Origin of the sequence: Endozoicomonas sp. G2_1 (assembly GCF_017744155.1) — a bacterium.
In the GTDB taxonomy this organism is placed as follows: Bacteria; Pseudomonadota; Gammaproteobacteria; order Enterobacterales; family Alteromonadaceae; genus JAGHQT01.
In genome coordinates, this window is the sequence record NZ_JAGHQT010000003.1 from 1 (window position 1) to 24025 (window position 24025).

The 24025-nt window shown below is 43.2% G+C and carries 24 protein-coding genes, 5 tRNA genes and 2 rRNA genes; 22 read left to right on the top strand and 9 right to left on the bottom strand.

Annotated features, from left to right (window positions below; translation table 11 throughout):
* From J7384_RS05225 to J7384_RS05235, 3 genes are all read left to right on the top strand, one after another.
* Positions 1 to 99, top strand: a 23S ribosomal RNA gene (locus J7384_RS05225); the annotation flags it as partial.
* 115 nt (positions 100 to 214) lie between these two features.
* A 5S ribosomal RNA gene (rrf, locus tag J7384_RS05230) occupies positions 215 to 329 on the top strand.
* A gap of 45 nt (positions 330 to 374) precedes the next feature.
* Positions 375 to 459 (top strand) — tRNA-Tyr (locus tag J7384_RS05235).
* A gap of 117 nt (positions 460 to 576) precedes the next feature.
* On the opposite strand, the gene J7384_RS05240 is transcribed toward J7384_RS05235, so the two are convergent.
* Positions 577 to 2205 (bottom strand): tetratricopeptide repeat-containing response regulator, encoded by a 1629-nt coding sequence (locus J7384_RS05240; protein ID WP_209111838.1) that lies wholly within the window; start codon positions 2203 to 2205, stop codon positions 577 to 579.
* Between the two features lie 251 nt (positions 2206 to 2456).
* On the opposite strand from J7384_RS05240, the gene J7384_RS05245 reads away from it, so the two are divergent.
* From J7384_RS05245 to J7384_RS05290, 10 genes are all read left to right on the top strand, one after another.
* On the top strand, positions 2457 to 4151 hold the full coding sequence (locus J7384_RS05245) for a hypothetical protein (RefSeq protein ID WP_209111839.1): 1695 nt from the start codon (positions 2457 to 2459) through the stop codon (positions 4149 to 4151).
* A gap of 17 nt (positions 4152 to 4168) precedes the next feature.
* The gene (locus J7384_RS05250; protein WP_209111840.1) at positions 4169 to 4717 is read left to right on the top strand and encodes a hypothetical protein; all 549 of its coding nucleotides are present in this window, start codon (positions 4169 to 4171) and stop codon (positions 4715 to 4717) included.
* 139 nt (positions 4718 to 4856) lie between these two features.
* Positions 4857 to 6155 (top strand): efflux RND transporter periplasmic adaptor subunit, encoded by a 1299-nt coding sequence (locus J7384_RS05255; RefSeq protein ID WP_209111841.1) that lies wholly within the window; start codon positions 4857 to 4859, stop codon positions 6153 to 6155.
* Between the two features lie 33 nt (positions 6156 to 6188).
* Positions 6189 to 6890: an ABC transporter ATP-binding protein gene (locus J7384_RS05260; RefSeq protein WP_209111842.1), complete on the top strand. Its 702-nt coding sequence runs from the start codon at positions 6189 to 6191 to the stop codon at positions 6888 to 6890.
* Positions 6891 to 6905: 15 nt separating this feature from the next.
* Complete coding sequence (locus J7384_RS05265; RefSeq protein WP_209111843.1) at positions 6906 to 8222, top strand: ABC transporter permease; 1317 nt, start codon at positions 6906 to 6908, stop codon at positions 8220 to 8222.
* Positions 8223 to 8232: 10 nt separating this feature from the next.
* A complete protein-coding gene (locus J7384_RS05270; RefSeq protein ID WP_209111844.1) occupies positions 8233 to 9462 on the top strand; it encodes an FtsX-like permease family protein in 1230 nt (409 codons plus the stop codon).
* Positions 9463 to 9578: 116 nt separating this feature from the next.
* Positions 9579 to 9971 carry a DUF2750 domain-containing protein gene (locus tag J7384_RS05275; RefSeq protein ID WP_209111845.1) on the top strand — a complete coding sequence of 131 codons (393 nt, stop codon included), beginning with the start codon at positions 9579 to 9581 and terminating at the stop codon, positions 9969 to 9971.
* A gap of 206 nt (positions 9972 to 10177) precedes the next feature.
* Positions 10178 to 10552 (top strand): GntR family transcriptional regulator, encoded by a 375-nt coding sequence (locus tag J7384_RS05280; RefSeq protein WP_209111846.1) that lies wholly within the window; start codon positions 10178 to 10180, stop codon positions 10550 to 10552.
* Between the two features lie 2 nt (positions 10553 to 10554).
* Positions 10555 to 11439, top strand: a complete 885-nt coding sequence (locus J7384_RS05285) for an ABC transporter ATP-binding protein (RefSeq protein ID WP_209111847.1) — start codon at positions 10555 to 10557, stop codon at positions 11437 to 11439.
* On the top strand, positions 11439 to 12359 hold the full coding sequence (locus J7384_RS05290; RefSeq protein ID WP_209111848.1) for a hypothetical protein: 921 nt from the start codon (positions 11439 to 11441) through the stop codon (positions 12357 to 12359). Before J7384_RS05285 ends, J7384_RS05290 begins: the two co-directional genes overlap by 1 nt.
* A 64-nt stretch (positions 12360 to 12423) precedes the next feature.
* Here the strand turns inward: J7384_RS05290 and J7384_RS05295 are convergent, their stop codons facing one another.
* The 4 genes from J7384_RS05295 to J7384_RS05310 all read right to left on the bottom strand — a co-directional run bounded on the left by J7384_RS05295 (position 12424) and on the right by J7384_RS05310 (position 14085).
* Positions 12424 to 12708 (bottom strand): transcriptional regulator, encoded by a 285-nt coding sequence (locus J7384_RS05295; RefSeq protein WP_209111849.1) that lies wholly within the window; start codon positions 12706 to 12708, stop codon positions 12424 to 12426.
* Entirely contained in the window at positions 12701 to 13183 is a 483-nt protein-coding gene (locus tag J7384_RS05300) for a hypothetical protein (RefSeq protein WP_209111850.1), read from the bottom strand. Before J7384_RS05300 ends, J7384_RS05295 begins: the two co-directional genes overlap by 8 nt.
* Before the next feature lie 219 nt (positions 13184 to 13402).
* Positions 13403 to 13738 (bottom strand): zinc ribbon domain-containing protein YjdM, encoded by a 336-nt coding sequence (locus J7384_RS05305; protein WP_209111851.1) that lies wholly within the window; start codon positions 13736 to 13738, stop codon positions 13403 to 13405.
* 5 nt (positions 13739 to 13743) lie between these two features.
* Positions 13744 to 14085: a metalloregulator ArsR/SmtB family transcription factor gene (locus J7384_RS05310; protein WP_209111852.1), complete on the bottom strand. Its 342-nt coding sequence runs from the start codon at positions 14083 to 14085 to the stop codon at positions 13744 to 13746.
* Between the two features lie 83 nt (positions 14086 to 14168).
* On the opposite strand from J7384_RS05310, the gene J7384_RS05315 reads away from it, so the two are divergent.
* Positions 14169 to 15101, top strand: coding sequence for a hypothetical protein (locus J7384_RS05315; protein ID WP_209111853.1), 933 nt, complete (start codon positions 14169 to 14171; stop codon positions 15099 to 15101).
* 12 nt (positions 15102 to 15113) lie between these two features.
* Entirely contained in the window at positions 15114 to 16031 is a 918-nt protein-coding gene (locus tag J7384_RS05320; protein WP_247741649.1) for an acyl-CoA desaturase, read from the top strand.
* 9 nt (positions 16032 to 16040) lie between these two features.
* Here J7384_RS05320 and J7384_RS05325 read toward each other — a convergent pair.
* The 4 genes from J7384_RS05325 to rtcR form a co-directional block, all read right to left on the bottom strand.
* Positions 16041 to 16117: transfer RNA gene (locus J7384_RS05325), tRNA-Ile, on the bottom strand.
* Positions 16118 to 16202: 85 nt separating this feature from the next.
* Positions 16203 to 16290 (bottom strand) — tRNA-Tyr (locus tag J7384_RS05330).
* Between the two features lie 10 nt (positions 16291 to 16300).
* Positions 16301 to 16525, bottom strand: coding sequence for a hypothetical protein (locus J7384_RS05335; RefSeq protein WP_209111854.1), 225 nt, complete (start codon positions 16523 to 16525; stop codon positions 16301 to 16303).
* Between the two features lie 289 nt (positions 16526 to 16814).
* Positions 16815 to 18413 (bottom strand): RNA repair transcriptional activator RtcR, encoded by a 1599-nt coding sequence (gene rtcR / locus J7384_RS05340; RefSeq protein ID WP_209111855.1) that lies wholly within the window; start codon positions 18411 to 18413, stop codon positions 16815 to 16817.
* Positions 18414 to 18667: 254 nt separating this feature from the next.
* Between rtcR and J7384_RS05345 the strand changes: the two genes are divergently transcribed.
* From J7384_RS05345 to J7384_RS05375, 7 genes are all read left to right on the top strand, one after another.
* A tRNA-Ser gene (locus J7384_RS05345) sits at positions 18668 to 18737 on the top strand.
* 69 nt (positions 18738 to 18806) lie between these two features.
* Positions 18807 to 18882: transfer RNA gene (locus J7384_RS05350), tRNA-Thr, on the top strand.
* 178 nt (positions 18883 to 19060) lie between these two features.
* Positions 19061 to 20230 carry a slipin family protein gene (locus J7384_RS05355; RefSeq protein WP_209111856.1) on the top strand — a complete coding sequence of 390 codons (1170 nt, stop codon included), beginning with the start codon at positions 19061 to 19063 and terminating at the stop codon, positions 20228 to 20230.
* A gap of 83 nt (positions 20231 to 20313) precedes the next feature.
* Complete coding sequence (locus J7384_RS05360) at positions 20314 to 21543, top strand: RtcB family protein (RefSeq protein ID WP_209111857.1); 1230 nt, start codon at positions 20314 to 20316, stop codon at positions 21541 to 21543.
* Between the two features lie 9 nt (positions 21544 to 21552).
* On the top strand, positions 21553 to 22593 hold the full coding sequence (gene rtcA, locus J7384_RS05365; RefSeq protein WP_209111859.1) for an RNA 3'-terminal phosphate cyclase: 1041 nt from the start codon (positions 21553 to 21555) through the stop codon (positions 22591 to 22593).
* Between the two features lie 17 nt (positions 22594 to 22610).
* Positions 22611 to 23414 carry a nucleotidyltransferase domain-containing protein gene (locus tag J7384_RS05370; RefSeq protein WP_247741650.1) on the top strand — a complete coding sequence of 268 codons (804 nt, stop codon included), beginning with the start codon at positions 22611 to 22613 and terminating at the stop codon, positions 23412 to 23414.
* Between the two features lie 142 nt (positions 23415 to 23556).
* Positions 23557 to 24000, top strand: coding sequence for an HD domain-containing protein (locus J7384_RS05375; protein WP_209111861.1), 444 nt, complete (start codon positions 23557 to 23559; stop codon positions 23998 to 24000).
* Positions 24001 to 24025 lie beyond the last annotated feature (25 nt).

Genomic DNA, 24025 nt, shown 5'->3' on the forward strand with positions numbered 1-24025 from the left:
CTAAAGGGTCGTTGGAGACTACGACGTTGATAGGTCAGGTGTGTAAGGGTTGTGAGGCCTTGAGCTAACTGATACTAATTGCCCGTGAGGCTTAACCATACAACACCCAAGTGGTTTTGTGTGCTGACAAACAAATTGCAAAAGCACATCACGTACTCAACGTGATACTTGAATAAGATATATAAGACGTTTTCCAAGATTGTAACTGTTTATGCTTAGCGACAATAGCGTTGTGGTACCACCTGAATCCATGCCGAACTCAGAAGTGAAACGCAACTGCGCCGATGGTAGTGTGGGAGGTCCCATGTGAGAGTAGGTCATCGCTAAGCTTCTATTCTAAAGCCCAGTGTTATTACTGGGCTTTTCCCTGTTTTGGAGGGGTTCCCGAGTGGCCAAAGGGATCAGACTGTAAATCTGACGGCTCCGCCTTCGGTGGTTCGAATCCACCTCCCTCCACCATCATACTAAAAGCCGCCTAATGGGCGGCTTTTTTGTATCTAAATCCAAGCAAAAAATCTTTAGCTAATGATCGACTGTTATGTATTATTGAGTCGTATTAGTGTGATGTACCACTAATCAACTTTCTTCTTGTACTTCGTTGAGGCTTATGTATTTGGTTTTTAGCTTTTGAAAGCGATCAAGAGAATAGTGCTTTGCGGATAGCTGTTCAAATTCGGTGATTAGAGATTTACTTTGAATCAAGTCTTGGGCACGTGCTTGCGCTTGTTCTTGAGCTACAAGAAGCACTTGTAGCAGGTTCATTTTAATTCCATTGTGATCAGGGAACATTGACAATACTTTGTTGAGTTCATCAATTGCTTGCTCATAGCGCTTACTTTGATAGTGAGCCATAGCAACTTTGACTGATTCTTGTGCTTGCGTGACCGCTGAGCTGATTTTGTTACCAGCACATTGATCTATTTGTTCGAGAAGCTTTTTATCTTCTGGGTTATTTTGCGCTAAGGTGGTAAGTAGCTCAGTAGCCGTGTCTTTTCGATCTAAGTTTATCAGTGATTTAGATATTTCGATGGTACCGTTTGCCGAAAGGTCATGGCGTAGGGTCTCAAGTAACTTTTCGGCTCTACGGGTCGTGTTGTTGGCAGTAGTGTGCTCTTTAGTCTTTACCTGCAGAGAAGCGGTGAGCAAGTGACCTCGAATGATTAACTCTTCCTGATTGAACTCTTTTGCCATGATATGTAGTGCCTGATAGGCTTGATTGGCAAGTTTCTTGGCTTCTTGGCTTGGCAGTTTGTTAAACAGTTCTAATAATGAGGTCGCAAACAGTAAAGCGTTTTCAGGTTTGTGATGAACTGAGTTAAGTGCCAATTCATTAGTTTGTTTAAACGCATCAGTTGCTTTTTCGTAGTTTTCATTTTCTAAACACAGTAAGGCGTAGTTTTTTAGACGGCCGACTGACCTGGGAGAAACTACCAAGCCTTGTTCTAAGGTTTGTTCTGCTTTCTTTTTTTCACCTTTGAGTTGATATGCTTTTGCTAACCAGTCGTAGGCTTTAAGGTAACGTGGTGTCTTTTCAATGATACTGTCAAAATGTTCGATTGCCGACTGATAGTTTTCTTGTGCAAGCGCGATTTTTCCAAGACCAATAGCAGCCCACTGACAGTTTGGCTTATCCTTATAACCTTGATAAATTTCCTCAGCTTTTTGATACTGCTTAAGCTCAAAATATTGCCTAGAGATAATACCTAAACACTCGTTGCGATAATGTGGGTATTTCTCAATAACACTTTGACAAAGTTCAATCGCTTTATCGTGTTGTTCGTTGTCGAGCGCTCTGTAGACGTTATTCATTGCCTGTTTTTTGGCAAGCGATCTATCTAGTCTTCGCTTTAAATCTTTTAGAGTAAAGGGTTTGGTTAAGTACTCATCAGGTTTGTGCTCTAACGCGGCTAATACCATCGCCTGCGATATCTCAGCGGTAATGATGATGACAATAGCTTGTTGCTTAACGAGGTTTTTTACTCGCAACTCTTCAAGCAATTGCTGACCGTTTTTCTGTTTTTCTCCGAGATCGTAGCCGAGTAAAATCACGTCATAACGAACATCTTGGCAGAAGGACAAGGCATCTCTTACATACGCCGTTATATCGACCCTGACATCGCCAAGGTTATAGGCAAACTGTTTGAGGCTGTCTCTGGACTGTTTGATAGTGTCGACAATCAGAAATCGGTAATTTGCGTAATCCATACTCGCACTTGATTTGAGAAAATAACAGGCTAGCTTTGTTCTAGCATCGGTTTTAGCTGAGCTATCTTAGCAAGTTTAATGGTGAATAACAGTTTTAGACGATTAAATAACTGTAAGTTGAACCAGAAACAACTTACATGGTGTGGGTCGATTAAATTACGAAGATTGCGGTAGGCTGCACTTTTGCTCGCGCACATCTATGCGTATAATTACTTGGAATGACAATAAGGTTAAGTGAACAAAGGATCGATATGACTGTACGTAAATACGTAGGAATAAGTGTATTAGCCTCAGTGCTAAGCGCTTGTGGTGGGGGCTCTTCAAGTCCAACGCCAACACCAACTCCGGCACCAACTCCGGCACCAACTCCGGCACCAACTCCGGCACCAACTCCGGCACCAACTCCGACACCGAGTACGGTAACCGTGTCTGGCGTCGTTAGTTATGACTTTGTTCCACACAACAGTTCAGTAGGCTTAAACTATAACGCGATTGAATCTAGAACATCTAAGGGTGTTACTGTTCAATTGCTCGACGCCAATCAAGCGGTTTTGGCAACATCAGAAACCAATGCGCAAGGTCAATATTCATTTGATGTAAGTGCAAATACTAACGTTAGAGTGCGTATTGTCGCTGAATTAGCTGGCTTCGGCGAAGGTTGGCAAGCCCGTATTATTGATAATACCAGTAGCGATGCGGTTTATGTTATTGATGGTGGGTTAGTCTCTAGCGGCACCAGTAACTCTCAGCGCAATATTCACGCGCCTTCAGGTTGGGGTGGCAGCTCATATACTAGTGCTCGAGTTGCTGCACCTTTAGCTATGCTTGATACTGTATATTCCGCGATGCAACTTGTCCGCTCTGTCGATGCATCAGCAAGCTTTGCTGAACTGAATATTAACTGGAGTATTAATAACCGTCCGGTAGCTGGTAGTGATTTATCTACGGGTAACATTGGCACTTCTTTCTTTAGGCGAAGTAATAATCGAAACGACTTATTCATTCTAGGTGCAGAAGGTACTGATACGGATGAATATGATCGCCACGTCATTGCCCATGAGTGGGGTCATTATTTTGAAGCTAATTTTTCTCGCTCTGATTCTACGGGGGGTCCTCACTCTATAGGTGATGTATTAGATATGAGGCTGGCATTCGGTGAAGGTTGGGGCAATGGCCTTGCGGGTATTATTCACCAAGATCCCGTCTATCACGATAGCCTGGGTGCTCGTCAAGCAAGCGGTTTTAACTTTGATGTAGATAGAAACAATAATCCAGCGGATAACCCTGGCTGGTATAGTGAAGGTTCTGTGCAAGCGATTGTTTATGATCTTTTCGACACTGAAGAAGAAGCTGGTATTGATACTGTTGCACTTGGCTTTGGACCCATTTACCAAGTCATGACTAACGAGCAGAAAGATACGGAGTTAGTGACGAGTATTTTTAGTTTTGTTAGTGCATTAAAGGCTAATAATCCACAGAGTGCAGATGCTATAGATACTTTGGTCTCGGGACAAAATATCGTCAGTAATACCATTGATGCTAGAGGTTCAACAGAGACTAATAATGCCGGTAATGCCAATTTGTTACCTATTTATACTGAAGTGAGTGCTAACGGTAACCCTGTGAATGTTTGTTTGACTGACGCACTAGGCACTAGAAATCGCTCTGGTAATCGACGTTTTCTTACCCTGAATATTTCAAGCGCGGGTAATTATCAATTTAGCGCTGTGAGAAGTCCTTCAGGTTCAAATAACAGTGATCCTGATATCTCGATATTACAACAAGGCAATACCATTAGAAACTTTGAAGGTACCGCAGCCAATACTGAAGTTGGCAGTGTTAACTTATCTGCGGGCAATTATGTCATTGTCTTGAGTGACTTTAATTTTGTCGGCAATCGCAGTCCACGCGATAGCGTAAGTTGTTTTAATGTTACTGTGCAATAAGGAATAAAAGGAAGACAATGATGAAATATAGTATTTTATTCGCCAGTTTAATGACTATTGGCCTTAGTGCATGTAACCAAGAGCAAACAGAAGCGGTCGTTGAGCAAACAGCGGCAAAAGTGACTCACACAGTTTCTGGTTATACTAAACCAAATGCCAGTATTGCTTTTGCATATACTTTACCTGAGCGAATCGAAGCGGGAGATAGCTTTACTGTTGAGTTATCGTTTTCTCCGACTCAAACAGAAGGCTCACTCAAGGTAGCTATTACTGCTCCTGAACTTGATATCATCTCAGGCACAGGTGCTAAACAATATACCTTAGGTCAATCGAACTATCAGGTACCTGTAACGCTTCACAGCGCTCAAGATGGTACTTACTACCTCAATGTGTTTACTGAGCTTACTACTAGCGCAGGTTTAACTCGTGGCCAGGTAAATTCAATTGAATTGAAAATAGGTGATCAGTTCGCCAATAAAGCCGAAAAGCCGCGTATTGACCAAGATAGTAAAGGTAATAACATCAAGGTGTTAAACGCTGTAGAAGAGATTGTTATTGAGCAGTAATGACGCTTTTAATTGATATCAAAAAGTAGGCTTCGGCCTGCTTTTTTTGTTTTTACACCTGAAAAACTTAATTTTATTTAAACCTTTTTTAACCTTTCTTCTACTTATCTTGTGATTGTTCAAATTTCAGGACCACAAGATGAAGATTTCTGATACCAGTGCTCAGGATGTAGTACTGACTCCTAAAAATAACGGTAAGCGCCTTTGGTGGCTTGCACTGATAACGATTGTGTTAGTCGGTAGTTGGTTTTTACTTGCGCCGGCACTGAGCAATTGGTCGAGCTCTGATGCCAGTGTTGCAAGAGACCGCATTAGAGTTGCAACCGTTGCCCAAGGTGATTTTATTCGCGATTTGTCGGTACAGGGACAAGTGGTTGCTGCAGTTAGCCCAAAACTTTACAGCACCGCCCAAGGCACAATTACTTTTGAAGTAGCTGCCGGTGATACGGTGAGTTCTGGCCAAGTATTGGCGAGTATTGAAAGCCCTGAGCTCACTAACCAACTCGAGCAAGAACAAGCGAGCTTAGCACGGCAAAAGATAGCCATTGATCGCCAGCGCATTCAAGCCAAGAAGCAAGTGCTTGAAAACCAAAAGGCGGTTGATTTGGCAAAAGTCGCCTTAACCGCAGCTGATCGAGAAAAGCGCCGTGCCGATAAAGCCTATCAAAGTAAATCTATTAGCCAGATTGATTTTGAAAAAGCGCAAGACGATTTAGAAAACGCGCAACTGGTTCATCAACACGCGGTAAAAGACGCTGAACTCAACAAAGAAAGCTTAACCTTTGAAATTCAAACCATGCAGCTTGAACTGGACCGACAGGCATTACTCGTGGCTGAACTAAGCCGCAAAGTAGACGAGTTAGTATTGCGTTCACCCGTCGATGGCATTGTCGGTAATTTAGCGGTTGAACAGAAAAATCAAGTGGCTAAAAACCAAGCGATATTGAGTGTCGTTGACTTATCTGAATTTGAATTAGAAGTCGATATCCCAGAAAGCTACGCTGATGACCTGACCATCGGCATGTTAGCTGAAGTTACCCTTAATGGTGAAACGCACCTTGCGCAGCTCGTTACTATCTCACCTGAAATTGAGAACAATCAAGTAACGGGTTTGGTGCGTTTTGCCAGCCACGATCAAAACGGTCAGCCACTGGCCAAGCCTAGTGGTTTACGCCAAAACCAGCGCCTAACAACACGCATTTTAATGGAAAACAAACAAAACGTCCTTATGGTGCAACGGGGTCAGTTCCTCGAAAGTGGCAGCGGTCGCATAGCTTACGTGGTTAACAATGGCGTTGCTGAGCGCCGAACCATTACCACAGGCGCGAGAAGTTTATCCAATGTTGAAATTATCGCGGGCTTAAATGCCGGTGACACCATTATCGTTTCAGGTACTGACCAATTTAACGGTGCCGAAAAAATACATATAACAAATTAAGCCGAGCAACTTGGCACCAACAGGAGAAATAGCATGCTTAAAATGATGGATGTAAAAAAGGTTTTTCGCACCGACACCGTTGAAACACATGCCCTACGCGATTTTAACTTAACCGTCGACGAAGGTGACTTTGTCGCCGTCACTGGCCCATCAGGCTCAGGCAAAACCACTTTTTTAAATATTGCCGGGTTGTTAGAAACCTTTGACGGCGGCCAATATCAACTCGACGGTATGGATGTTAGTCATCTCAATGACAAGCAGCGCAGTCAGTTGCGCAACGAGAAAATAGGCTTTATTTTTCAAAGCTTTAATCTTATTCCTGATTTAGATCTGTTCGACAATGTCGATGTGCCATTACGTTATCGGGGCTTTAGCAGTGCTGAGCGTCGCCGCCGTATTGAACAGAGTTTGGAATTAGTCGGTTTAGCGAACCGAATGAAACATTTACCTGCCCAGCTTTCGGGTGGTCAGCAACAACGGGTGGCAATTGCCCGGGCACTGGCTGGTGAGCCGAGGTTTCTACTGGCGGATGAGCCAACCGGTAATTTAGATTCGAAAATGGCGCAAAGCGTGATGGAGCTATTGCAAGAAATTAATCGCAACGGCACCACTATTGTTATGGTAACCCACGACAGTGAACTCGCCCAACAAGCAAAACGCAATATTTATGTTCGCGATGGCAAGGTCAGTGAGTTGCACTCGGTTGCCGATTTGGCTGCGGCAGCAAGCGCATAAGGGAAGGGAACGCTTATGTTTGGCTACTATTTAAAACTGGCGCTTAAAAGTATCAAGCGCAACCCAATACTGAGTGCGCTGATGGTTGCTGCCATTGCCTTGGGTATTGGTTCGAGCATGACCACGATTACTGTTAACTACTTAATGTCGGCTGACCCGATACCAGAAAAGAGTCAGCAACTTTTTTATGTTCAAGTCGACAGCTGGGACCCAACGAGCCCTTACAACGACGACAATAATGATCCGCCCAATCAATTGACTTGGACTGAAGCGACCAATTTGATGGCCGCGAAAAAAGCAAAACGACAAACTGCTATGGCAAAATCGGGTGCAGTTATTGAGCCATCTAACCCTGATGACAAACCTTTTGAAGCGTCAATTCGGTTAACTTTTGCTGACTTTTTCCCGATGTTTAATACCCCATTTTTATACGGTAATGGTTGGGATCAGCAGTCTGATTTAGCTCGCGACTACGTGGTGGTGCTCACGCGGGAAATTAACGACAAAGTTTTTGGTGGTGAAAACTCTGTTGGTAAAAACATCGTGATCATGGGGCAAAACTTTCGCGTTGTTGGGGTGCTTGATCACTGGCAACCCGTACCTAAGTTCTACGATGTTAACAACGGTGCTTTCGACGAAACCGAAGAACTGTTTATGCCATTTTACCTTAAGGAGGAGTTAGAGCTTCCGAATTGGGGTAATACTAACTGCTGGAAATCGCCAGAGGGTGAAGGTTTTAAGGCATTCTTGCGCTCTGAATGTGTCAACTTTCAAATGTGGGTTGAGCTAGAAAATAGTCAGCAAGAAGCTGAGTATCTCGACTTTCTCAATAGTTACGTTAGTGAACAAAAGGCGCTTGGTCGCTTTGCGCGGCCAATGAACAACCGCCTATCAGATGTCATGGAATGGATGGAAAACCAACAAGTGGTCGCCGATGACGCGCAAATTATGTTGTGGCTATCGTTTATGTTCCTAGCGGTTTGTTTGCTCAATACCATAGGTTTGTTATTGGCAAAATTCACTGGCAAATCAGCAGAAATAGGTTTGCGTCGGGCACTGGGTGCTACCAAAAGCAACTTATTTATTCAGCACTTAGTTGAAACTGCCGTTATCGGTTTGTGCGGTGGTGTTTTGGGCTTAGCGCTAGCACTACTTGGTTTGCAAGGCATAGGTGCACTTTATGGCAGCTTTGTTGAGCACTTAACTCAGTTAGATTTCACCTTAGTTGTTATCGGCCTTGGTTTGTCGCTGGTTGCCAGTATTGCCGCTGGGCTATACCCAACGTGGCGAGCGTGTAACATTGCACCAGCTAGTCAGTTAAAGAGCCAATAGGAGAATGAATATGTCAGCTTCAAACTTGGAGATTGGCCCTATTTTTCGCGCGTTGATGCGCAATAAAGTTGGTGCCATTTTGATTGCCATTCAAATTGCAATCACCATGACCATTATTGTTAATTCGGTTTTTATTATTGTCGAACGCAGCCAAAAAATGACCCGTGAAAGTGGTATTGATGAAGCCAATACCTTTCACATCGGCAGCTCAGCCTTTGCCCCTAACTTTAATCATCAAGTGAGTATTGAACAGGACTTGGCGTTGTTGAGAGCCTTGCCTGGCGTTGTTGATGCCATTCAAATTAATGCGGTACCAATTAGTGGCAGTGGTTGGTCGATGAGCTTGCAAACCCAAGCAGGTGCCGAATATGACGGTATTGGTTCGGCGATTTATATGGTTGATGAAAATGGTTTGAATGCCCTCGACCTTGAATTAATCGCCGGTGAAGCTTTTGTTGCCAGTGATATTCGCTGGCGACAACGAGGCCAAACCGATTGGCCCGAGCAAGCGATTATCACTAAAGCGTTTGCAGAAAAGTTATTTCCCGATAGCGAGTGGGCCAGTGTGGCCGGCAAAACAATTTATATCAATGACAATGAGCCGATGATTATCAAAGGTATTGTCGATAAGCTGCAAGCGCCTTGGGTCGGTTGGGACAATGTCGAACACGCCTTATTATCTCCTGAGCGTTTGGCGTTTCCTACGGTACGTTACTTGATTCGCACAGAGCCAGGTATGCGAGATAAATTGATGCCAGAAGTAGAACAGGCGTTAGCAACCAGCAACAAAGGTCGTATTGTTCGCGGTTTGCGCACCAGTGCCGAAGATCGCGAGCGCAGCTATCGCGGCGACAGTGCTATGATCAAAATTTTAACCACGGTCATGATAATTCTTACCGTGGTTACCGCACTTGGTATTGTTGGTTTGGCGAGCTTTAGCGTTAATCGTCGCAAAAAACAAATTGGTACACGCCGCGCTCTCGGTGCTAGCCAAGGGGCGATATTGCGCTACTTTATGCTGGAAAATTTTTTAATTAGCTCTGTTGGTGTCGCCTTTGGCGCAGCGTTAACTGTCGGACTAAATGTCGTTTTAGTAAATGCCTTTAGCCTCAGTGCAATTGATTGGTTTTATATTCCAATAGGCATGATTACCCTATGGCTAGTTGGTCAGCTCGCCGTTTATGGCCCAGCTAAGAAAGCGGCCAATATTGCACCCGCGATTGCAACCAGAACGGTATAATTGACCATTTTGTCAGGCACTCGTGACAGATTGCGAGTGCCTGTAGCCGCAAAAGTTGTATTTCATTGTGAAGTCACCGACAATAGCCACTCACTCCTCTTGCCTAGATTACTTTGATGAACCAGCCGTTAACCGCCGAACAACTGAAAACCATTAGCCAATACAATGTCGAGCAGCGCTATCAGTATTTGTTAAAAGAAGTGGTGAGTCAGCGTCAAGTGTGGATTTTAACTGACGAGCACGGTTGTGTGATGCTCAATACCGAAGACGAAGATTGTGTGCCAGTATGGCCAAGCCAAGCATTTGCCGAAAGCTGGGCAACAGGTGATTGGCAAGACTGCAAACCCGAAGCTATTTCCCTCAACAAGTGGCACAGCCGCTGGACGCAAGGGCTACTCGATGACGAGTTAGCAATTGTTGCTTTTCCCAATGAAGCCGAAGAAGGTTTAGTAGTATTTCCCGACGAGTTTGACTTTGATTTGAATAAGCAGGCGCGCAAAACTAAGTAATGTTCGCTCTATTACTTTAGGTCATTAAGCCTAGCTCAAATCTATCTCCATTCCTTGTATAACCTATAACCGGTTTGCCCTTGAGTAGAGGGCAAAATACGGTTGCTGAAACAAGCATTTACATTTCGATAATCGAAAAAATTTGTCACTAGTGTGTTGGTGATGTATAACACCATTGTTAGCCTGACTTTTTAGGAGTTTAATTAATGGCACAGCAATGGCAATCCGATACGCCAATATACTTGCAGCTATATCAACAAGTGGTGTCTCGGATCCTCGATGGCAATATTCAAGAGGGTGAAGCACTGCCCTCAGTACGCAAAGTTGCGGCTGAATATCAGCTTAACCCACTGACGATTTCAAAGGCGTATCAAATGCTACAAGAAGAGCAAATTGTTGAAAAACAGCGCGGCAAGGGCTTGTTTGTTAAGGCGGGTGTGCAAGGTCTAATTTTGGCACGAGAGCGCCAGCTATTTCTCGAACAACAATGGCCGAGTATCATCGAAAAAATTGAGCGCTTGCAGCTTTCACCTGAGCAATTGCTGTTGAGTACCCGCGAAAAAGGTACTGAGGAGAAGTAATCATGACACCACTAATATCAGTACAAAATTTAGCAAAGAAATACCGCGATAAGCAGGTTGTTGACGGTGTTAGTTTATCGGTAAGTGCCGGACAGATCCTCGGTTTAGTTGGCCCCAATGGCGCGGGTAAAACGACCTGTTTGCAAGCGATTTTGGGCTTGATTGACTATCAGGGCGAAGTTGATGTACTGGGGTTCAACCCGAAGAAAAGTCGAGAAAAAATGCTTCAGGAAGTTGCCTATATTGCTGACGTTGCCGTTTTACCAAAGTGGTTGAAAGTGTCGCAGGCGCTGAGTTACATGGCTGATGTTCATCCCAAGTTTAATCATCAACAAGCTGAAACCTTTTTAGCGAAAACCAATATTGAGCTCAGTGCTTGTGTTAAAAGCTTGTCAAAAGGCATGGTGACTCAGTTGCATTTAGCACTAATTTTAGCAATCGATGCCAAAGTGTTAATTCTCGATGAACCAACCCTCGGACTCGATATTTTGACACGTCGCCAATTCTACAATCATTTGCTCGAAGATTTTTACGACGAGGATAAGTGCATAGTGGTTACCACCCATCAAATTGAAGAAATAGAGCACATATTGACTGATGTTGCCTTTATTCAAGAGGGTAAAGTGGTGCTAGCGGATAACGTCGACAGTGTTAGAGAACGATTTAAATTACTGACTGTCGCGAATGATCAGTTAGCACAAGCCCAGTCGTTAAAGCCACTGTATGCCAATAGTTTAATGGGACTGACTAGTATGCTATTCGACAGTGCTAACAGCAGCAAAGGTACAGACCATAATCATAGTCAGCCACTGCATGAGTTAGGGCAATTGAGTGTGCCGAGTTTGGCCGATATTTTTGTGGGTGTAATGAACAAGGAGGCTTGCTAATGAATATGCGATTTTTTAACGCCGGTATTAAAAAGGAACTCTGGGAGTTTCAGCAAATTTTGTTTTGGCTGCCCGTTATTCTGGCAAGTCTTGCGATTTTATTGCCGGTTATTCAATATTTATTGATTGAAGATTATCAGCGTCAGAACATTATTGATTTCTTTACGCGCAACGGTGAACAAATTCTTGCTGGCCATCGAGCCAACGAGATTCGACAAATGGCCTTTGTCACTATGTCTGGCTTATTCACGCCGTTTATTATCACCTCGTTTATTGTTCAGCTTTATTACTTTACCACTTGCTTGTTTGATGAACGACGTGATTTATCCATCTACTTTTGGCGATCATTACCTGTCTCAGACGCCAGTACTATCGGTTTTAAGTTGCTCACGGGGGCCTTAGTGATTCCGGCGATTTTTATGCTAGCAGCAACGGCAACTTTACTGGTATTTGTCATACTTGGCTTACTTGCGACGCTTGTTTTGCAAGTTGGTTACGACGTTTCGCTGTGGTCATTATGGGCAAGCATCGGCCTAATCTCGAATCTTGCTAAGGTTTGGCTAAACTTATTACCTTATTTAGTTTGGTTGTTACCGATTTACACTTGGCTGATGCTAGCGTCGATGCTGGCGAGAAAAGCCCCCTTTTTGTGGGCCGTGCTGCCAGTTACCATATTGCTGTTGGCTGAAGTGTTAGTTGTTCAGTATTTTGATTTGTCGTCGTATATGTTTTTACCAGTATTTGCTGAATACTTTGCGATTACGCCTGAACTTATTGAACACAGCTGGTCGAGTGCTCGTGATGTCAGTATGGCACCGTTCAATGTTTTACTCGACAAAGTAAGTTTAGGTGGCACAGTGTTGGCGGCTGGGTTTCTGTATAGCGCCTACTGGCTGAGAGTAAATCGTTCTTACACCTAGTAAGAACGAGTATTTGTCTTTGGGTATACACAGTCGCCCTTGGCTAATCCCGGGGCGACTGTGTTTATAGCTCACCAACAATCGACTTAAGTGCTGCGACGTGCTCGTTAAATGCCTTGCGGCCTGCAGCAGTCAGTTTAAGCCAAGTTGTCGGTCTACCTGAGGTTTTGCGCTTTTCTGCGATTAAGTAGCCAGCACTTTCCAACGCTTTAATGTGCTTTGATAGTACTGAGTCACTCACATCTAACTCGGCTTTGAGTAATTGAAAATCAAGCTCAGAGATTGCCGATAGCATCGCACATATTTTTAAGCGGTTGGGGGCATGGATAACGCTATCTAGCTCAAGCATTTGAGTTACCTTGATCAACATATTCACCGGTTGGGTATTTTACTAAAAGGTAAAACAACAACAATCCCGATAGAGCCGCACAGACATGTGGCGAGTACGACCAATCAAAACTGAGCCTTAACTGCCTGCCAATAATCAGCAATGCCGCTAAGGTTAAGCCAGTGAGAATTTGCATTTTTTCAGAGTGTTTCGACTTTGGCCATAAACTCAATTTCATTCCCAATAATCGATAGCTGTACCAGTAGGCAAAGCAAAATATCAGGTAAGCGGCAAAGCCTCCCCATATTGCCAGTGCCCACATGTTTTCGTGTTCGGTCATGCCATACCCGAGAATAATGATGGCGTAGCTAAGGCTAATCAATAGGGTCAACAACATTGGTGGTTTGCGCTTTAATAGCTGTTGCTGGCTTTGACTAATACTCTTTAATGCCTCGCTGGCTTGCTGTACTGAATAGTCTTGCTCTTTATCACTCATCTTACTTTCCTTTTTTTACTTTCCAACGTGGAAAGTAATATAGCAGTAACTTTCCATGTTGGAAAGTAAGTTGTGCAAAAAATGATATCTGATGATGTAACAAGTGATTACAGCTGAGGTGGTTTTAGCTGTAATCACTGTTTCGGATAGAGGTATAAATGAATTTACATAGGTAAATTGCGACTAGGTTAGTCATTGAAAATTAGTGGTTTTTATGAACTATGCCTTTTTAACAAATTTGGCTGTCACCATCATTTCGCCAACGCCATCAACTTTACAATCGAGTTCGTGGTCTTTTTTATCAAGTACGCGTCTAACCACGGCTTTAGTGCCAATTTTAATCACCAGCGAGCTGCCTTTTACTTTTAAGTCTTTAGCAACAGTCACCCTGTCGCCGTCAACTAACTCAGTGCCATTGGCATCTTTTGCCGTAATCACTTCTTCGGCCTCATTCGGATCCCATTCATGGCCGCACTCAGGGCAAATAAGGAGTGATTGATCTGGGTAGACGTATTCTGATTGACAGCTTGGGCACGGTGGTAGAGTTTCGCTCATATAAATTACTTCTTACTTGATTTGTCTATAGGGTTGTTATCGTTTTGCTCTTTCGCTATTTCTGCACTTTCTAGTTTTAATGGTTTACCTTCAGGACAAAAATCCACTAGAAAGTCATTCATAGAAGCAAACAGGTTTTCTTTATCTAGGCTGTAGTGAACATACTGGCCTTTCTTTTCTGCAATTATTACACCTGCACTCAAAAGGATACTCAGGTGTTTTGATAGTGCAGGTTTACTTATATCGAAACGCTCTGCTATTTCTCCAGCAGTTAGACTTGCCTCTGACAGGTAAGCCAATATTTTTCGTCTTACTGAAGATGATAATGCTTGAAATACGCCGCTCATTGGATTATATATTTAACTAAATAGTTAATTAACTAAATTTGTATTTGATGTACAAATAATAAAGGAATTTAAGGTGGAAGGCTATGATTAAGTCGATGTTCAGCAGAATAAAGAATAAGAATGTCCAAACGTTATTAGCTATTGGTGTCGCGTCAATATTGATTCGATTACTAATACAGTACGACTTTGATCGCTCAGCACTGCTATATGTTGGCATCCCATTTTTAATCGCAATTTTCTTACTTACTATCGATAGGCCAAAGCACTCTGATAATTGGAAGCGCAGCTACTTAAATCTCGTTATTTTGTCGTTAGCAATTATGCTGGGCAGTTCAATTGTGCTATTTGAAGGCTTCATTTGCGTTGTCATGTTTATGCCAATTTACTTTGGCGTTATCTTGCTAGTGTTCTTGTTTGAAGCACTGGGAGAATACTTGAAGCGCAGGCGAAACGGTAAAAACTATGTTCATGTTTTACCATTATTTATCGCTTTTGGTGCGTTTGAAGGAGTTCTACCTGAGTTTAGTTTTGAGCGCGATTATCAGGTAACAAGTGAAAAGATCATATTAGGTAGTGTTGATGATATTAAAAACCAGCTAATTCAGCCTATTAACTTAAATAACTCTCGTCATTGGATGCTTGAATTATTTCCAATGCCCTATGAAGTTCAGGCAGAGAGCCTTAGTCCTGGGGATATTCACACAATTAGTTTTCGCTATCATCGTTGGTTTGTCACTAACACTCATGAAGGCAGCATGAAGTTGGAAATCAGTGAGGTTAAGGACAACTATATTCGAACCACATTTGTTGATGATACGAGCTATATCTCTAACTACTTAGAGTTACAAGGAACCGAAATTTACTTAACACCAATCGGTGATAAGCAAACTAAAGTGACATTGACAATTAACTATCACCGATTTCTAGACCCCGTTTGGTATTTTGGTCCATTGCAGGAGTACACCGTAAAAAGAACCGCCCAGTTTTTATTAGATGACATGATTACCCCCAAGTAATTGGAGATCAACATGACTGAATTAACTATTTCACGCGCATACCACAATGAACGAGTTGATGATTCCAACAGCGCAAATGCCGTTGATGGGATTGTTGTGTTATCGAAACTCAAATTATTGTGGCTTGGTGGCATGCTTGTTTTGTCGATAGTTGGCGGAGTACTCACTTTTTCTTTTGGTGCGCTAATTTTGTTTATTGTCTTTACTGGCCTATCACTTTGCTTAGGACATTCTTTGGGCATGCACCGCAGGTTAATCCATCAGAGTTACCAATGCCCTAAATGGCTTGAGTACTTCTTTGTCCACCTTGGTGTTATTGTTGGTCTGGCTGGCCCATTTGGAATGATAAAAACGCACGATATGCGAGACTGGGCGCAGCGGCAACAAAGTTGTCATGACTATTTTGGTCACCAGCAACCGATGCTTAAAGATGCGTATTGGCAATTATTTTGCGATTTGAAATTAAAAAAGCCTCCATCGTTGAACATTGAAAGTAGCGTTCAAAACGATCGCGTATACAACTTTATGGAGCGTACGTGGATGTTACAACAGTTGCCTTGGGCGATAGTTTTTTGGATATTTGGTGGTTGGCCATGGGTTATTTGGGGCATATGCATGCGGGTTGTTGTATCTGTGTTAGGTCATTGGCTGATTGGCTATTTTGCTCATAATAGAGGAGAGAGAACCTGGCACGTAAACAGGGCTAGTATACAAGGGCACAATGTTCGCTTTGCGGCGATAGTAACCATGGGTGAAAGTTGGCACAATAATCACCACGCATTTCCTGGCTCTGCGCGATTAGGAATCAAGCCAGGGCAACTCGATCTTGGTTGGGAAGTTTTAAAAATACTCAAAAAGCTCGGTTTAGTGTGGGCAATTAAAGAGCCACAAGATTTACCTGAAAGACCAGAACTGAAAGCTATAGGCTAGTTTTATTTTTGGTGGCCCGTGGGGGATTTGAACTCCCATCGGCTCGCTTATGAGGCGAGGGCATTAACCAATTATGCTAACGGGCCATTGGTTGGCATAGCGATAGGGATTCGAACCCTACAGGCAAGGTTTTGGAGGCCAGCCGATACCCAGTATCTTCGCTATTTTATCTGGTGGAGAGTGAAGGACTCGAACCTTCAAGAGCCTAGGGCTACCTGATTTACAGTCAGGGACGCTACCAGTTACGTGCTAACCCTCCGAAAATCTGATTAGATTTTGATAATATCTCCGTTTGCTAAAGTGATCTCAGTGCTAAAGCTACCACCGGCAGCTTCTACAAACTCTTTCAGCTTTAATAGGTTGGTATCGCCAACCGTTTTATTGCCCATTTTGCTGACCGCAGATTTATTGACATTGAGCATAAGTGCGATCACGTCTAGTTTGGTTTCTTCAGTATTGAGCTCTTTCACTCGAGTATTGATACCCATATTCATTGCTTTACCTATATCTTTTCTTGGGCACAAAAAAGCCCAGTTGATAAACTGGGCTGCCGTCAGGAATATATTTAGGTTGCCCAGAAGAGGATCTCCTAGGACTGGGTCTCAGGAAATCTATGTCAGAATGTGATACCAAAAATATATTCGTGAAAAATTCATTACTAAAAGCCTTGTGTTAGCGATTGTTTAACTGAGTACAAGTTTATCGATTATTATCGTAGGAATAAACTAAAAGCGGTTTCCGCTATGGAAACCTTGCTTTGTATGCCGCTTTATTATTGATTAACTATCCGTTCAATTCGCTCCATTTTAGCTCAAATTTTGCGAGATATTTTTGCAAACGAGTAGAGTCGTTCTGCTTGGCTTTGAGCGTTCTACTAACGTTGAATAACTCTCGACCAGCCGACGCCATACTATTGTGTTGGCTACATACCGAGAGAACGTAGTCTAACTGCTTCGCGTCGAAGCTATCGAGTTGGGCAATTTGCTGTTTAGACAAGTATCGCGATAAATGTTGGTTTAGTGTTTGAGTGCATGTTGGCGTCCACAATCGCTTGAGGCGTTCAATTTCTTCTTGAACATCATCTGTAGTGATTCGAGATGAATCAGCGAGCGTGCACAACCGGGTGATGGCTGAGCTAAGATCCCTAAAGTTGCCCGACCATAGTGCTTCACTTGAGCAAGCGAACCGAACAAATGCGTTATGCGCTTCTTTGTTAAATCTCACTCGTTCGCCGTTGTTTTGACTGAATAGCTCTATTTCATAGTCGATATTGGCGGGAATATCTTCTTTGCGATCTTTTAGTGCCGGAAGTTGATAAGTCCACAGGTTGATACGTGCCAGTAGGTCTTCGCGAAAGGCGCCACGAGCAATTTCTTCGGCTAAGTTTTTATTGGTGCCGGCGATTAGTTGGAAGTTACTTGATACTAAATGGTCACTACCAACTGGGTGAAAGCTTTTGTTTTCGATAGCGTGTAGCAGCATTGCTTGCTCTTCTATACCGAGTTCGCCAATTTCATCGAGAAATAGCACGCCGTTGTTGGCGGCAAGTAAAAAACCATCGCGACTCTTTTGAGCGCCAGTAAAAGCGCCTTTGGTATGACCGAACAATGCCGCCATTGCATTTTCGCCTTTTAGGGTTGCACAGTTCACCGATACCAATGGGCCAGTTAGCATCGCGCGCTTCTTTTTTAGCTGATAAATACGGCCGGCTAACTGGCTTTTTCCGGCTCCGGTTGGCCCAGTCAGTAAAATAGGATCTTGAGAGCGAATCGCCACTTTTTCAATTTGGCTGATCAGTTTGTTAAACGCTTTGTTCTCGGTTTTTATACCACCTTTTAAAAAGTCTTTACCGGCTTGGTGTTCAACATCAAATCGAGTGGCAAGTTGATCGTATTTAGATAAATCTAAATCGATAATTTGGGTTTTACCAACCGACTTGTTTTTATTGGTTTTGTCTGGCGAACTTTGAATTAAGCGGCCGGGGAAATGTCGGCTTTCAGTGAGTAAGTAACTACATATTTGCACTACGTGAGTGCCGGTAGTGATGTGAAACAGATAGTCATTCTCGTCTGCATCAAAACTTTGCTGTTGGCACCAGTCAAAAAGTTTTGCGTAAACTTCCTCGAAGTCCCAAGGGTCGTTAAAGTTAACGGTGTGAAGTATCACTTCTGTTTCTGGTGAGATCGACTCGATATCAACCGCGACATTGTTGGCTAAACGGCTGCTGTGATTGTCGTGCAGCATGTGGAGCTGATCAATAATTAAGTCTTCTTGGCTACATAAACTGATATTGGGTCGCCATCTTGCCCAGCGATCGACCCTTTTGCCAACAAAGTCTAACTGAGTACCTATCAAGCTGACCGCGACTGTTTTCCTTCTCACTATTTGTTTCCAAAAAGATATTTATATATCTAATAAGATATCTTTTGTTGTTTTTTCTCGCAAGCTGACTTTAAGTATAAAAAGATAAAAACAAGATTTAATATATAAAAATCATCATCTTATATTTTTATTTACGAGGTTTTTCTTGGTTTGGCACATCACTTGATATAGGTAGCCTGTCTGATTATGAGGTAGTGACTCAACAATCACTCCGGTGCGCTAAACATTGTGACTGCGTATACCTAATCAAACACTATTAAGTAGCTCAGGGGTAGAGCAGCGAAGAGATTTCGTTAGACATGGGTTCGAATCCCATCTCAATAACTATTTAAGTAACTCAGAGGCCAGAGTGACGGTTCCATCCGTTGTCGGAGGTTCGAATCCTCCCTTAAATTACAGGTAGCTCAATTGGTAGAGCAGCGAACTAGTAATTCGTTTGTTGTGGGTTCAAATCCCACCCTATAAACCATAAATGAAGAAAAAGTTAGTAAGCCGTTGCAACCAATGGTTAATAAACGCTGAAGTGAATAAACACGGGTAAGCAGGAAGCTCCCCCAAGAGATGAAACTAAAAGCCTTTGTTAACTAAGTTGTGAACCCTTACTAACAACGCCCTAAAAAGGTCGGCGTAAAATAAGGAATTTAGACATGATTAAAAAAAGTTTATTTAGAAAAATTGTGACAGTAGCAGAGTACGAGAGAGTACTCGTATTTAAAAATCAAGCCTTAGATAAGGTTCTATCTACAGGTAAGCACAAAGTTTGGGATACTCGCGATGAACTCGACTTTGTTTATTTTGATATTAACAAACTCTATTTTGCAGAAAAAAATGCAGAGCGTTTATATAAAAATAATGAGCAACTGCGCGAACACATTGGCCATTGGAAAATGGCGAGCAACGAAGTGGGTATGCTGTATATCAATGATTTACTGCGAGGGGTTGTTGCGCCAAGCGAGAATTTATACTTGTGGAAAGACGCAGGTGATATTCGGGTTGAGCGAGTCTCTATTGATGACAACATCGAACTTGATGAAAAGACCTTGGTTGAAATCAATCGCGCTGGTGCCAATACCGCATCACGGCTAATCCGCAGTGAACGCACCGTTGCCATTAAGCCAGTAGCCGATATCAACATTGCCAAAGACCACATTGGTTTACTTTACGTCAATGGGCAATTGTCTAAGCGACTAGCGCCGGGTAGCCATGGTTTCTGGCAGTTTAATCACGCGATTGAAGTAAAGTCGTTTGATTGTAGAACGCAAATGCTGGAAATTTCTGGCCAAGAAATATTGAGTAAAGACCGCGTTAGTTTGCGAATTAACCTGAGCGCCAGTATTAAAATTCACGATGCAGAGCTTGCTGCGAGTAGTGTCGACAACGCTCAAGAGTACGTTTATAAAATGCTGCAATTGGCCTTGCGTGAAGCGGTTGGCACTAAGTCGCTTGACGATATTTTGCTCGACAAGCTTTACGTTAACGAAACCGTTCAAGAGTTAGTGACTGAGCGTTTAACAACTATGGGTATTAGCTTAGTCAGTGTCGGGGTCAAAGACATCATCTTACCGGGTGAAATGAAAGCGATTCTGAACCAAGTTGTTGAAGCACAAAAAGCAGCTGAAGCCAACGTGATTAAAAGAAGAGAAGAAACCTCGGCGACTAGAAGTTTACACAACACCGCAAAAGTGATGGAGAACAACCCAACACTAATGCGTTTGAAGGAGCTTGAAGCGCTCGAAAAAGTAGCGGGCAAAATTGAGAGCTTAACCGTTTACGGCGGGCTTGAAGGTTTGATGAATGGCGTGGTCAAAATCGCCTAGTGCACTGCTACTAACGCGCAGTTAACAGAGCGCTAGTTCGCAGTAAGGACTAGCGCCAATCAATAAAGAATTAAGGAAAACTTATGTGTAATAAACACTATAACTTGATCGAAAATGAAGGCAAGGTGCCAATTAAGGCGTGGACTAAAGGTGTGCCATTTGAGCAACAAGCGCAAGATCAGCTAAATAACATTGCCAGTATGTCATTGGTGCATTCACATATTGCGGTAATGCCTGATGTTCACTTGGGAAAAGGTGCGACCATTGGCAGTGTAATTCCGTCGGTTGATGCCGTTATTCCAGCAGCCGTTGGTGTCGATATTGGTTGCGGTATGGTGGCGACGAAAACTACGTTAACGGCAAGCCAATTACCGGATAATTTAGCGGGTATTCGTCACGCTTTTGAAGCGGCTGTGCCGCACGGACGCACAGGTGGAAAACGCGGAGCGCGCGATCGCGGCGCTTGGCATAATATTCCAGAGGTAGTTGCTGGCGAGTGGAAAAAACTTGAAGCTCGCTTTGAAAGAATTTGTCAGAAACACCCAGCCATCAGCAAGAGTAACCACGTTAAACACTTGGGCACTATGGGAACAGGTAATCACTTTTTGGAGCTTTGTTTAGACGAAAACGACGCGGTTTGGATTATGCTGCACTCAGGCAGCCGCGGTGTTGGCAACCGTATTGGTACTTATTTTATTGAGTTAGCCAAAAAAGAAATGCAGCGTCATCAAATTAATTTGCCAGACGTTGATCTTGCTTACCTCGAAGAGGGCAGTGAGTACTTTGACGACTATGTTGAAGCGGTTGAATGGGCGCAAGATTTTGCGGCAAAAAATCGTGAAATCATGATGTTTAACGCAATCGCAGCGTTGAGAAAGCAAATACCAATTGAGTTTTCAACGGCAGAATTGGCAGTTAATTGTCACCATAATTATATTTCACGCGAGCGCCACTTTGGCAAAGATTGCTTTGTGACCCGTAAAGGAGCGGTGCGCGCAGAAAAAGGTGAAATGGGTATTATTCCAGGTAGTATGGGTGCTCGTTCGTTTATTGTTCGAGGCTTGGGAAACCCTGATAGCTTTAACAGTTGTAGCCATGGTGCCGGTCGAGTGATGTCGAGAACCAAGGCGAAAAAGGTTTACACTATTGATGATCAAATTGCCGCAACCGAGGGCGTTGAGTGTCGTAAAGACGCTGCGGTAATCGACGAAATTCCTCATGCTTACAAGGATATTGACCAAGTTATGGCGGCGCAAAAAGACTTGGTTGAAGTGGTTTATACCTTAAAGCAAATTGTTTGTGTTAAAGGGTAAGGAGTACAAATGAAATATATAACCATAGATGGTGCCCAAGGCGAAGGAGGCGGCCAAGTGCTAAGGACAGCACTGACACTGTCAATTTTAACCAAGCAGCCAATTGAGCTAGTAAATATTCGCGCCAATCGAGCAAAGCCCGGTTTATTGCGCCAGCACTATATTTCAGTGATGGCAGCTAAAACAGTGTCAAATGCTGAGGTTGAAGGTGTTGAATTAGGTGCTACTAGCATTCGATTCTCGCCGGGTGAATTAACTGGCGGTGATTACCATTTTTCTATTGGTACTGCTGGCAGCACGGTATTGGTTTGCCAAACCATATTACCGGTATTGGCCTTAGCTAATAGCGCTTCCACCGTTACCTTTGAAGGCGGCACTCACAACGGTATGTCGCCTTCACTTTGCTTTTTACAACACTCATATTTACCGCTGCTTCGCAAAATGGGAGTAGCGTGTCGAGTATGCATTGAGAAGCTAGGCTTTTATCCCGCTGGTGGTGGCAAATGGCAAATGCTGGTAGAGCCGACCGCTAGTTTACAGCCGATAGATGGTTTAGATGCGCGTGCAGCTGACCCAAGTGTTGAACAGCAATGCCAGCTCAAAGCGTTGATAAGTTCTCTGCCCAAGCACATTGGTGACAGAGAAGTAGCAACTGCAGTAAAAATACTGGCTTGGCAACAAGCACCGCAAGACGTTGAGCTGGTTGAAAGTGCAGGCCCTGGAAACAGTTTTCAGGCGATGGTTTCGACTCACTCTCATGCCAGCGTTTTTGAAACGGTTGGCGAACTTGGTGTTTCAGCTGAACGCGTTGCCAAGCGTTGTGCTGGGCGAGTAAAACAGTTTTTGAATGCACAAGCGACGGTAGAAGAGCACTTAGCCGATCAATTGTTGGTACCTATGGCCTTGGCTGGTTCAGGCAGTTTTACCACGACTAAACCAAGTTTACACACGCTGACCAATATCGACGTAATTAAACGCTTTTTACCTGTCAGAGTACGCATAGAGCAACAGACTAAACAGCGTTGGCGCATTGATTTAACAACAACTTAATTGATTGGATAGATAAAATGGTGATGTTAACAGCAGAGCAAGTGATAGCACCTGACGTGTACTCAGAAATAATGCGCCGAATCAAAGCTGCGGAACAAGAGCACAACGTAAAGGTGCTTTACGCGGTAGAGTCAGGCAGCCGTGCTTGGGGTTTTGCTAGCCCAAATAGCGATTACGATGTGCGCTTTATTTATGCGCACCCCAAAGACTACTATCTAACGATAGACATTGAAGACAAGCGCGATGTAATTGAATACCCAATTGTTGATGAAATCGATATTAATGGTTGGGATATTCGCAAAGCATTAAAACTGTTTTGGAAATCAAATCCCGCGTTTATTGAGTGGTTACAGTCACCAATTGTTTATCTCGACGATGGCTTTTTCGCGCCAACGGCTCGTGATTTAATGCCCAGTGTGGCATCGTCTCACAAAGGTATTTATCACTACTTGCACATGGCGCGCGGTAATTTTCGCGAGTACTTGAAAAAAGATGTGGTGCCGTTGAAAAAATACTTTTACGTGCTCAGGCCGCTGCTGGCAATAATGTGGCTAGAAAAATATGACAAACCAGCTCCGATAGAGTTTGATGTATTGCGTCAACTGGTTGCTGACAATGAAGCGTTAGATGAAGCTATTTCTGAATTGGTTGCTCGCAAAAAAGTGAGTTTAGAAAAGGAATATGCGCCAGCGGTGCCGATAATCAATCAATTTATTGAATCTGAGCTTAGCCGACATCAAGAAAACCCTCCTAGTGCCGGAGACAGAGATGCCGATTTTGAGTTACTAAATCAGTTGTTTAAAAGGGTTTTGCTGGATTAGTTTTGATAGCATAAACACATAGTTGAAGGGCAATAACAAATCAACAAACTTGATCTGCGCTAGCCCTTCAACTATAGTCGAGTTAGTCACAAATCTGTGGCTATTACTTTTAACCATGACAGCCGGCTAGACCGGAAAGTTATTGCGTAAATACTTATTAAATACCCTCCTTGATTTAGAATTTGTCGAACAAAATCCAACATATCACCCAGAAGGTAATGCGCTGTTTCACAGTTTGCAGGTGTTCCAACTTAGTCTTAAATTCTCCAATGATCCTGAAATATGGGCTGCAGCATTATTTCATGATATTGGAAAAGCGATCGATGGACCCACTCACGCAGAAATAGGAGCTGAGCTACTTAGTGGCATCTTTAACGAGAATATATGTTGGCTAATTCGTCATCATTTGGACTTATTAACCCACCCAGCAAAAACAAAACGAGCTCTAAGAAATAGTTCCAGACTGAAGCAGTTGATTGTATTGCGTCATCTAGATTTAAATGGTCGCGATCCATATGGTGTGGTTTGTACGCCAGAATTTGCAGTCGACTACATATTACAGCATTTTTCTTCTATTAAAGCTTAAAACCCGACCTTAAATGGTCCATTTA

Excerpts from the sequence above, each read along its gene's own strand:
- J7384_RS05240 (WP_209111838.1), bottom strand. The coding sequence starts at position 2,205 with ATGGATTACGCAAATTACCGATTTCTGATTGTCGACACTATCAAACAG.
- J7384_RS05245 (WP_209111839.1), top strand. The coding sequence starts at position 2,457 with ATGACTGTACGTAAATACGTAGGAATAAGTGTATTAGCCTCAGTGCTA.
- J7384_RS05250 (WP_209111840.1), top strand. The coding sequence starts at position 4,169 with ATGATGAAATATAGTATTTTATTCGCCAGTTTAATGACTATTGGCCTT.
- J7384_RS05255 (WP_209111841.1), top strand. The coding sequence starts at position 4,857 with ATGAAGATTTCTGATACCAGTGCTCAGGATGTAGTACTGACTCCTAAA.
- J7384_RS05260 (WP_209111842.1), top strand. The coding sequence starts at position 6,189 with ATGCTTAAAATGATGGATGTAAAAAAGGTTTTTCGCACCGACACCGTT.
- J7384_RS05265 (WP_209111843.1), top strand. The coding sequence starts at position 6,906 with ATGTTTGGCTACTATTTAAAACTGGCGCTTAAAAGTATCAAGCGCAAC.
- J7384_RS05270 (WP_209111844.1), top strand. The coding sequence starts at position 8,233 with ATGTCAGCTTCAAACTTGGAGATTGGCCCTATTTTTCGCGCGTTGATG.
- J7384_RS05275 (WP_209111845.1), top strand. The coding sequence starts at position 9,579 with ATGAACCAGCCGTTAACCGCCGAACAACTGAAAACCATTAGCCAATAC.
- J7384_RS05280 (WP_209111846.1), top strand. The coding sequence starts at position 10,178 with ATGGCACAGCAATGGCAATCCGATACGCCAATATACTTGCAGCTATAT.
- J7384_RS05285 (WP_209111847.1), top strand. The coding sequence starts at position 10,555 with ATGACACCACTAATATCAGTACAAAATTTAGCAAAGAAATACCGCGAT.
- J7384_RS05290 (WP_209111848.1), top strand. The coding sequence starts at position 11,439 with ATGAATATGCGATTTTTTAACGCCGGTATTAAAAAGGAACTCTGGGAG.
- J7384_RS05295 (WP_209111849.1), bottom strand. The coding sequence starts at position 12,708 with ATGCTTGAGCTAGATAGCGTTATCCATGCCCCCAACCGCTTAAAAATA.
- J7384_RS05300 (WP_209111850.1), bottom strand. The coding sequence starts at position 13,183 with ATGAGTGATAAAGAGCAAGACTATTCAGTACAGCAAGCCAGCGAGGCA.
- J7384_RS05305 (WP_209111851.1), bottom strand. The coding sequence starts at position 13,738 with ATGAGCGAAACTCTACCACCGTGCCCAAGCTGTCAATCAGAATACGTC.
- J7384_RS05310 (WP_209111852.1), bottom strand. The coding sequence starts at position 14,085 with ATGAGCGGCGTATTTCAAGCATTATCATCTTCAGTAAGACGAAAAATA.
- J7384_RS05315 (WP_209111853.1), top strand. The coding sequence starts at position 14,169 with ATGATTAAGTCGATGTTCAGCAGAATAAAGAATAAGAATGTCCAAACG.
- J7384_RS05320 (WP_247741649.1), top strand. The coding sequence starts at position 15,114 with ATGACTGAATTAACTATTTCACGCGCATACCACAATGAACGAGTTGAT.
- J7384_RS05335 (WP_209111854.1), bottom strand. The coding sequence starts at position 16,525 with ATGAATATGGGTATCAATACTCGAGTGAAAGAGCTCAATACTGAAGAA.
- J7384_RS05355 (WP_209111856.1), top strand. The coding sequence starts at position 19,061 with ATGATTAAAAAAAGTTTATTTAGAAAAATTGTGACAGTAGCAGAGTAC.
- J7384_RS05360 (WP_209111857.1), top strand. The coding sequence starts at position 20,314 with ATGTGTAATAAACACTATAACTTGATCGAAAATGAAGGCAAGGTGCCA.
- rtcA (WP_209111859.1), top strand. The coding sequence starts at position 21,553 with ATGAAATATATAACCATAGATGGTGCCCAAGGCGAAGGAGGCGGCCAA.
- J7384_RS05370 (WP_247741650.1), top strand. The coding sequence starts at position 22,611 with ATGGTGATGTTAACAGCAGAGCAAGTGATAGCACCTGACGTGTACTCA.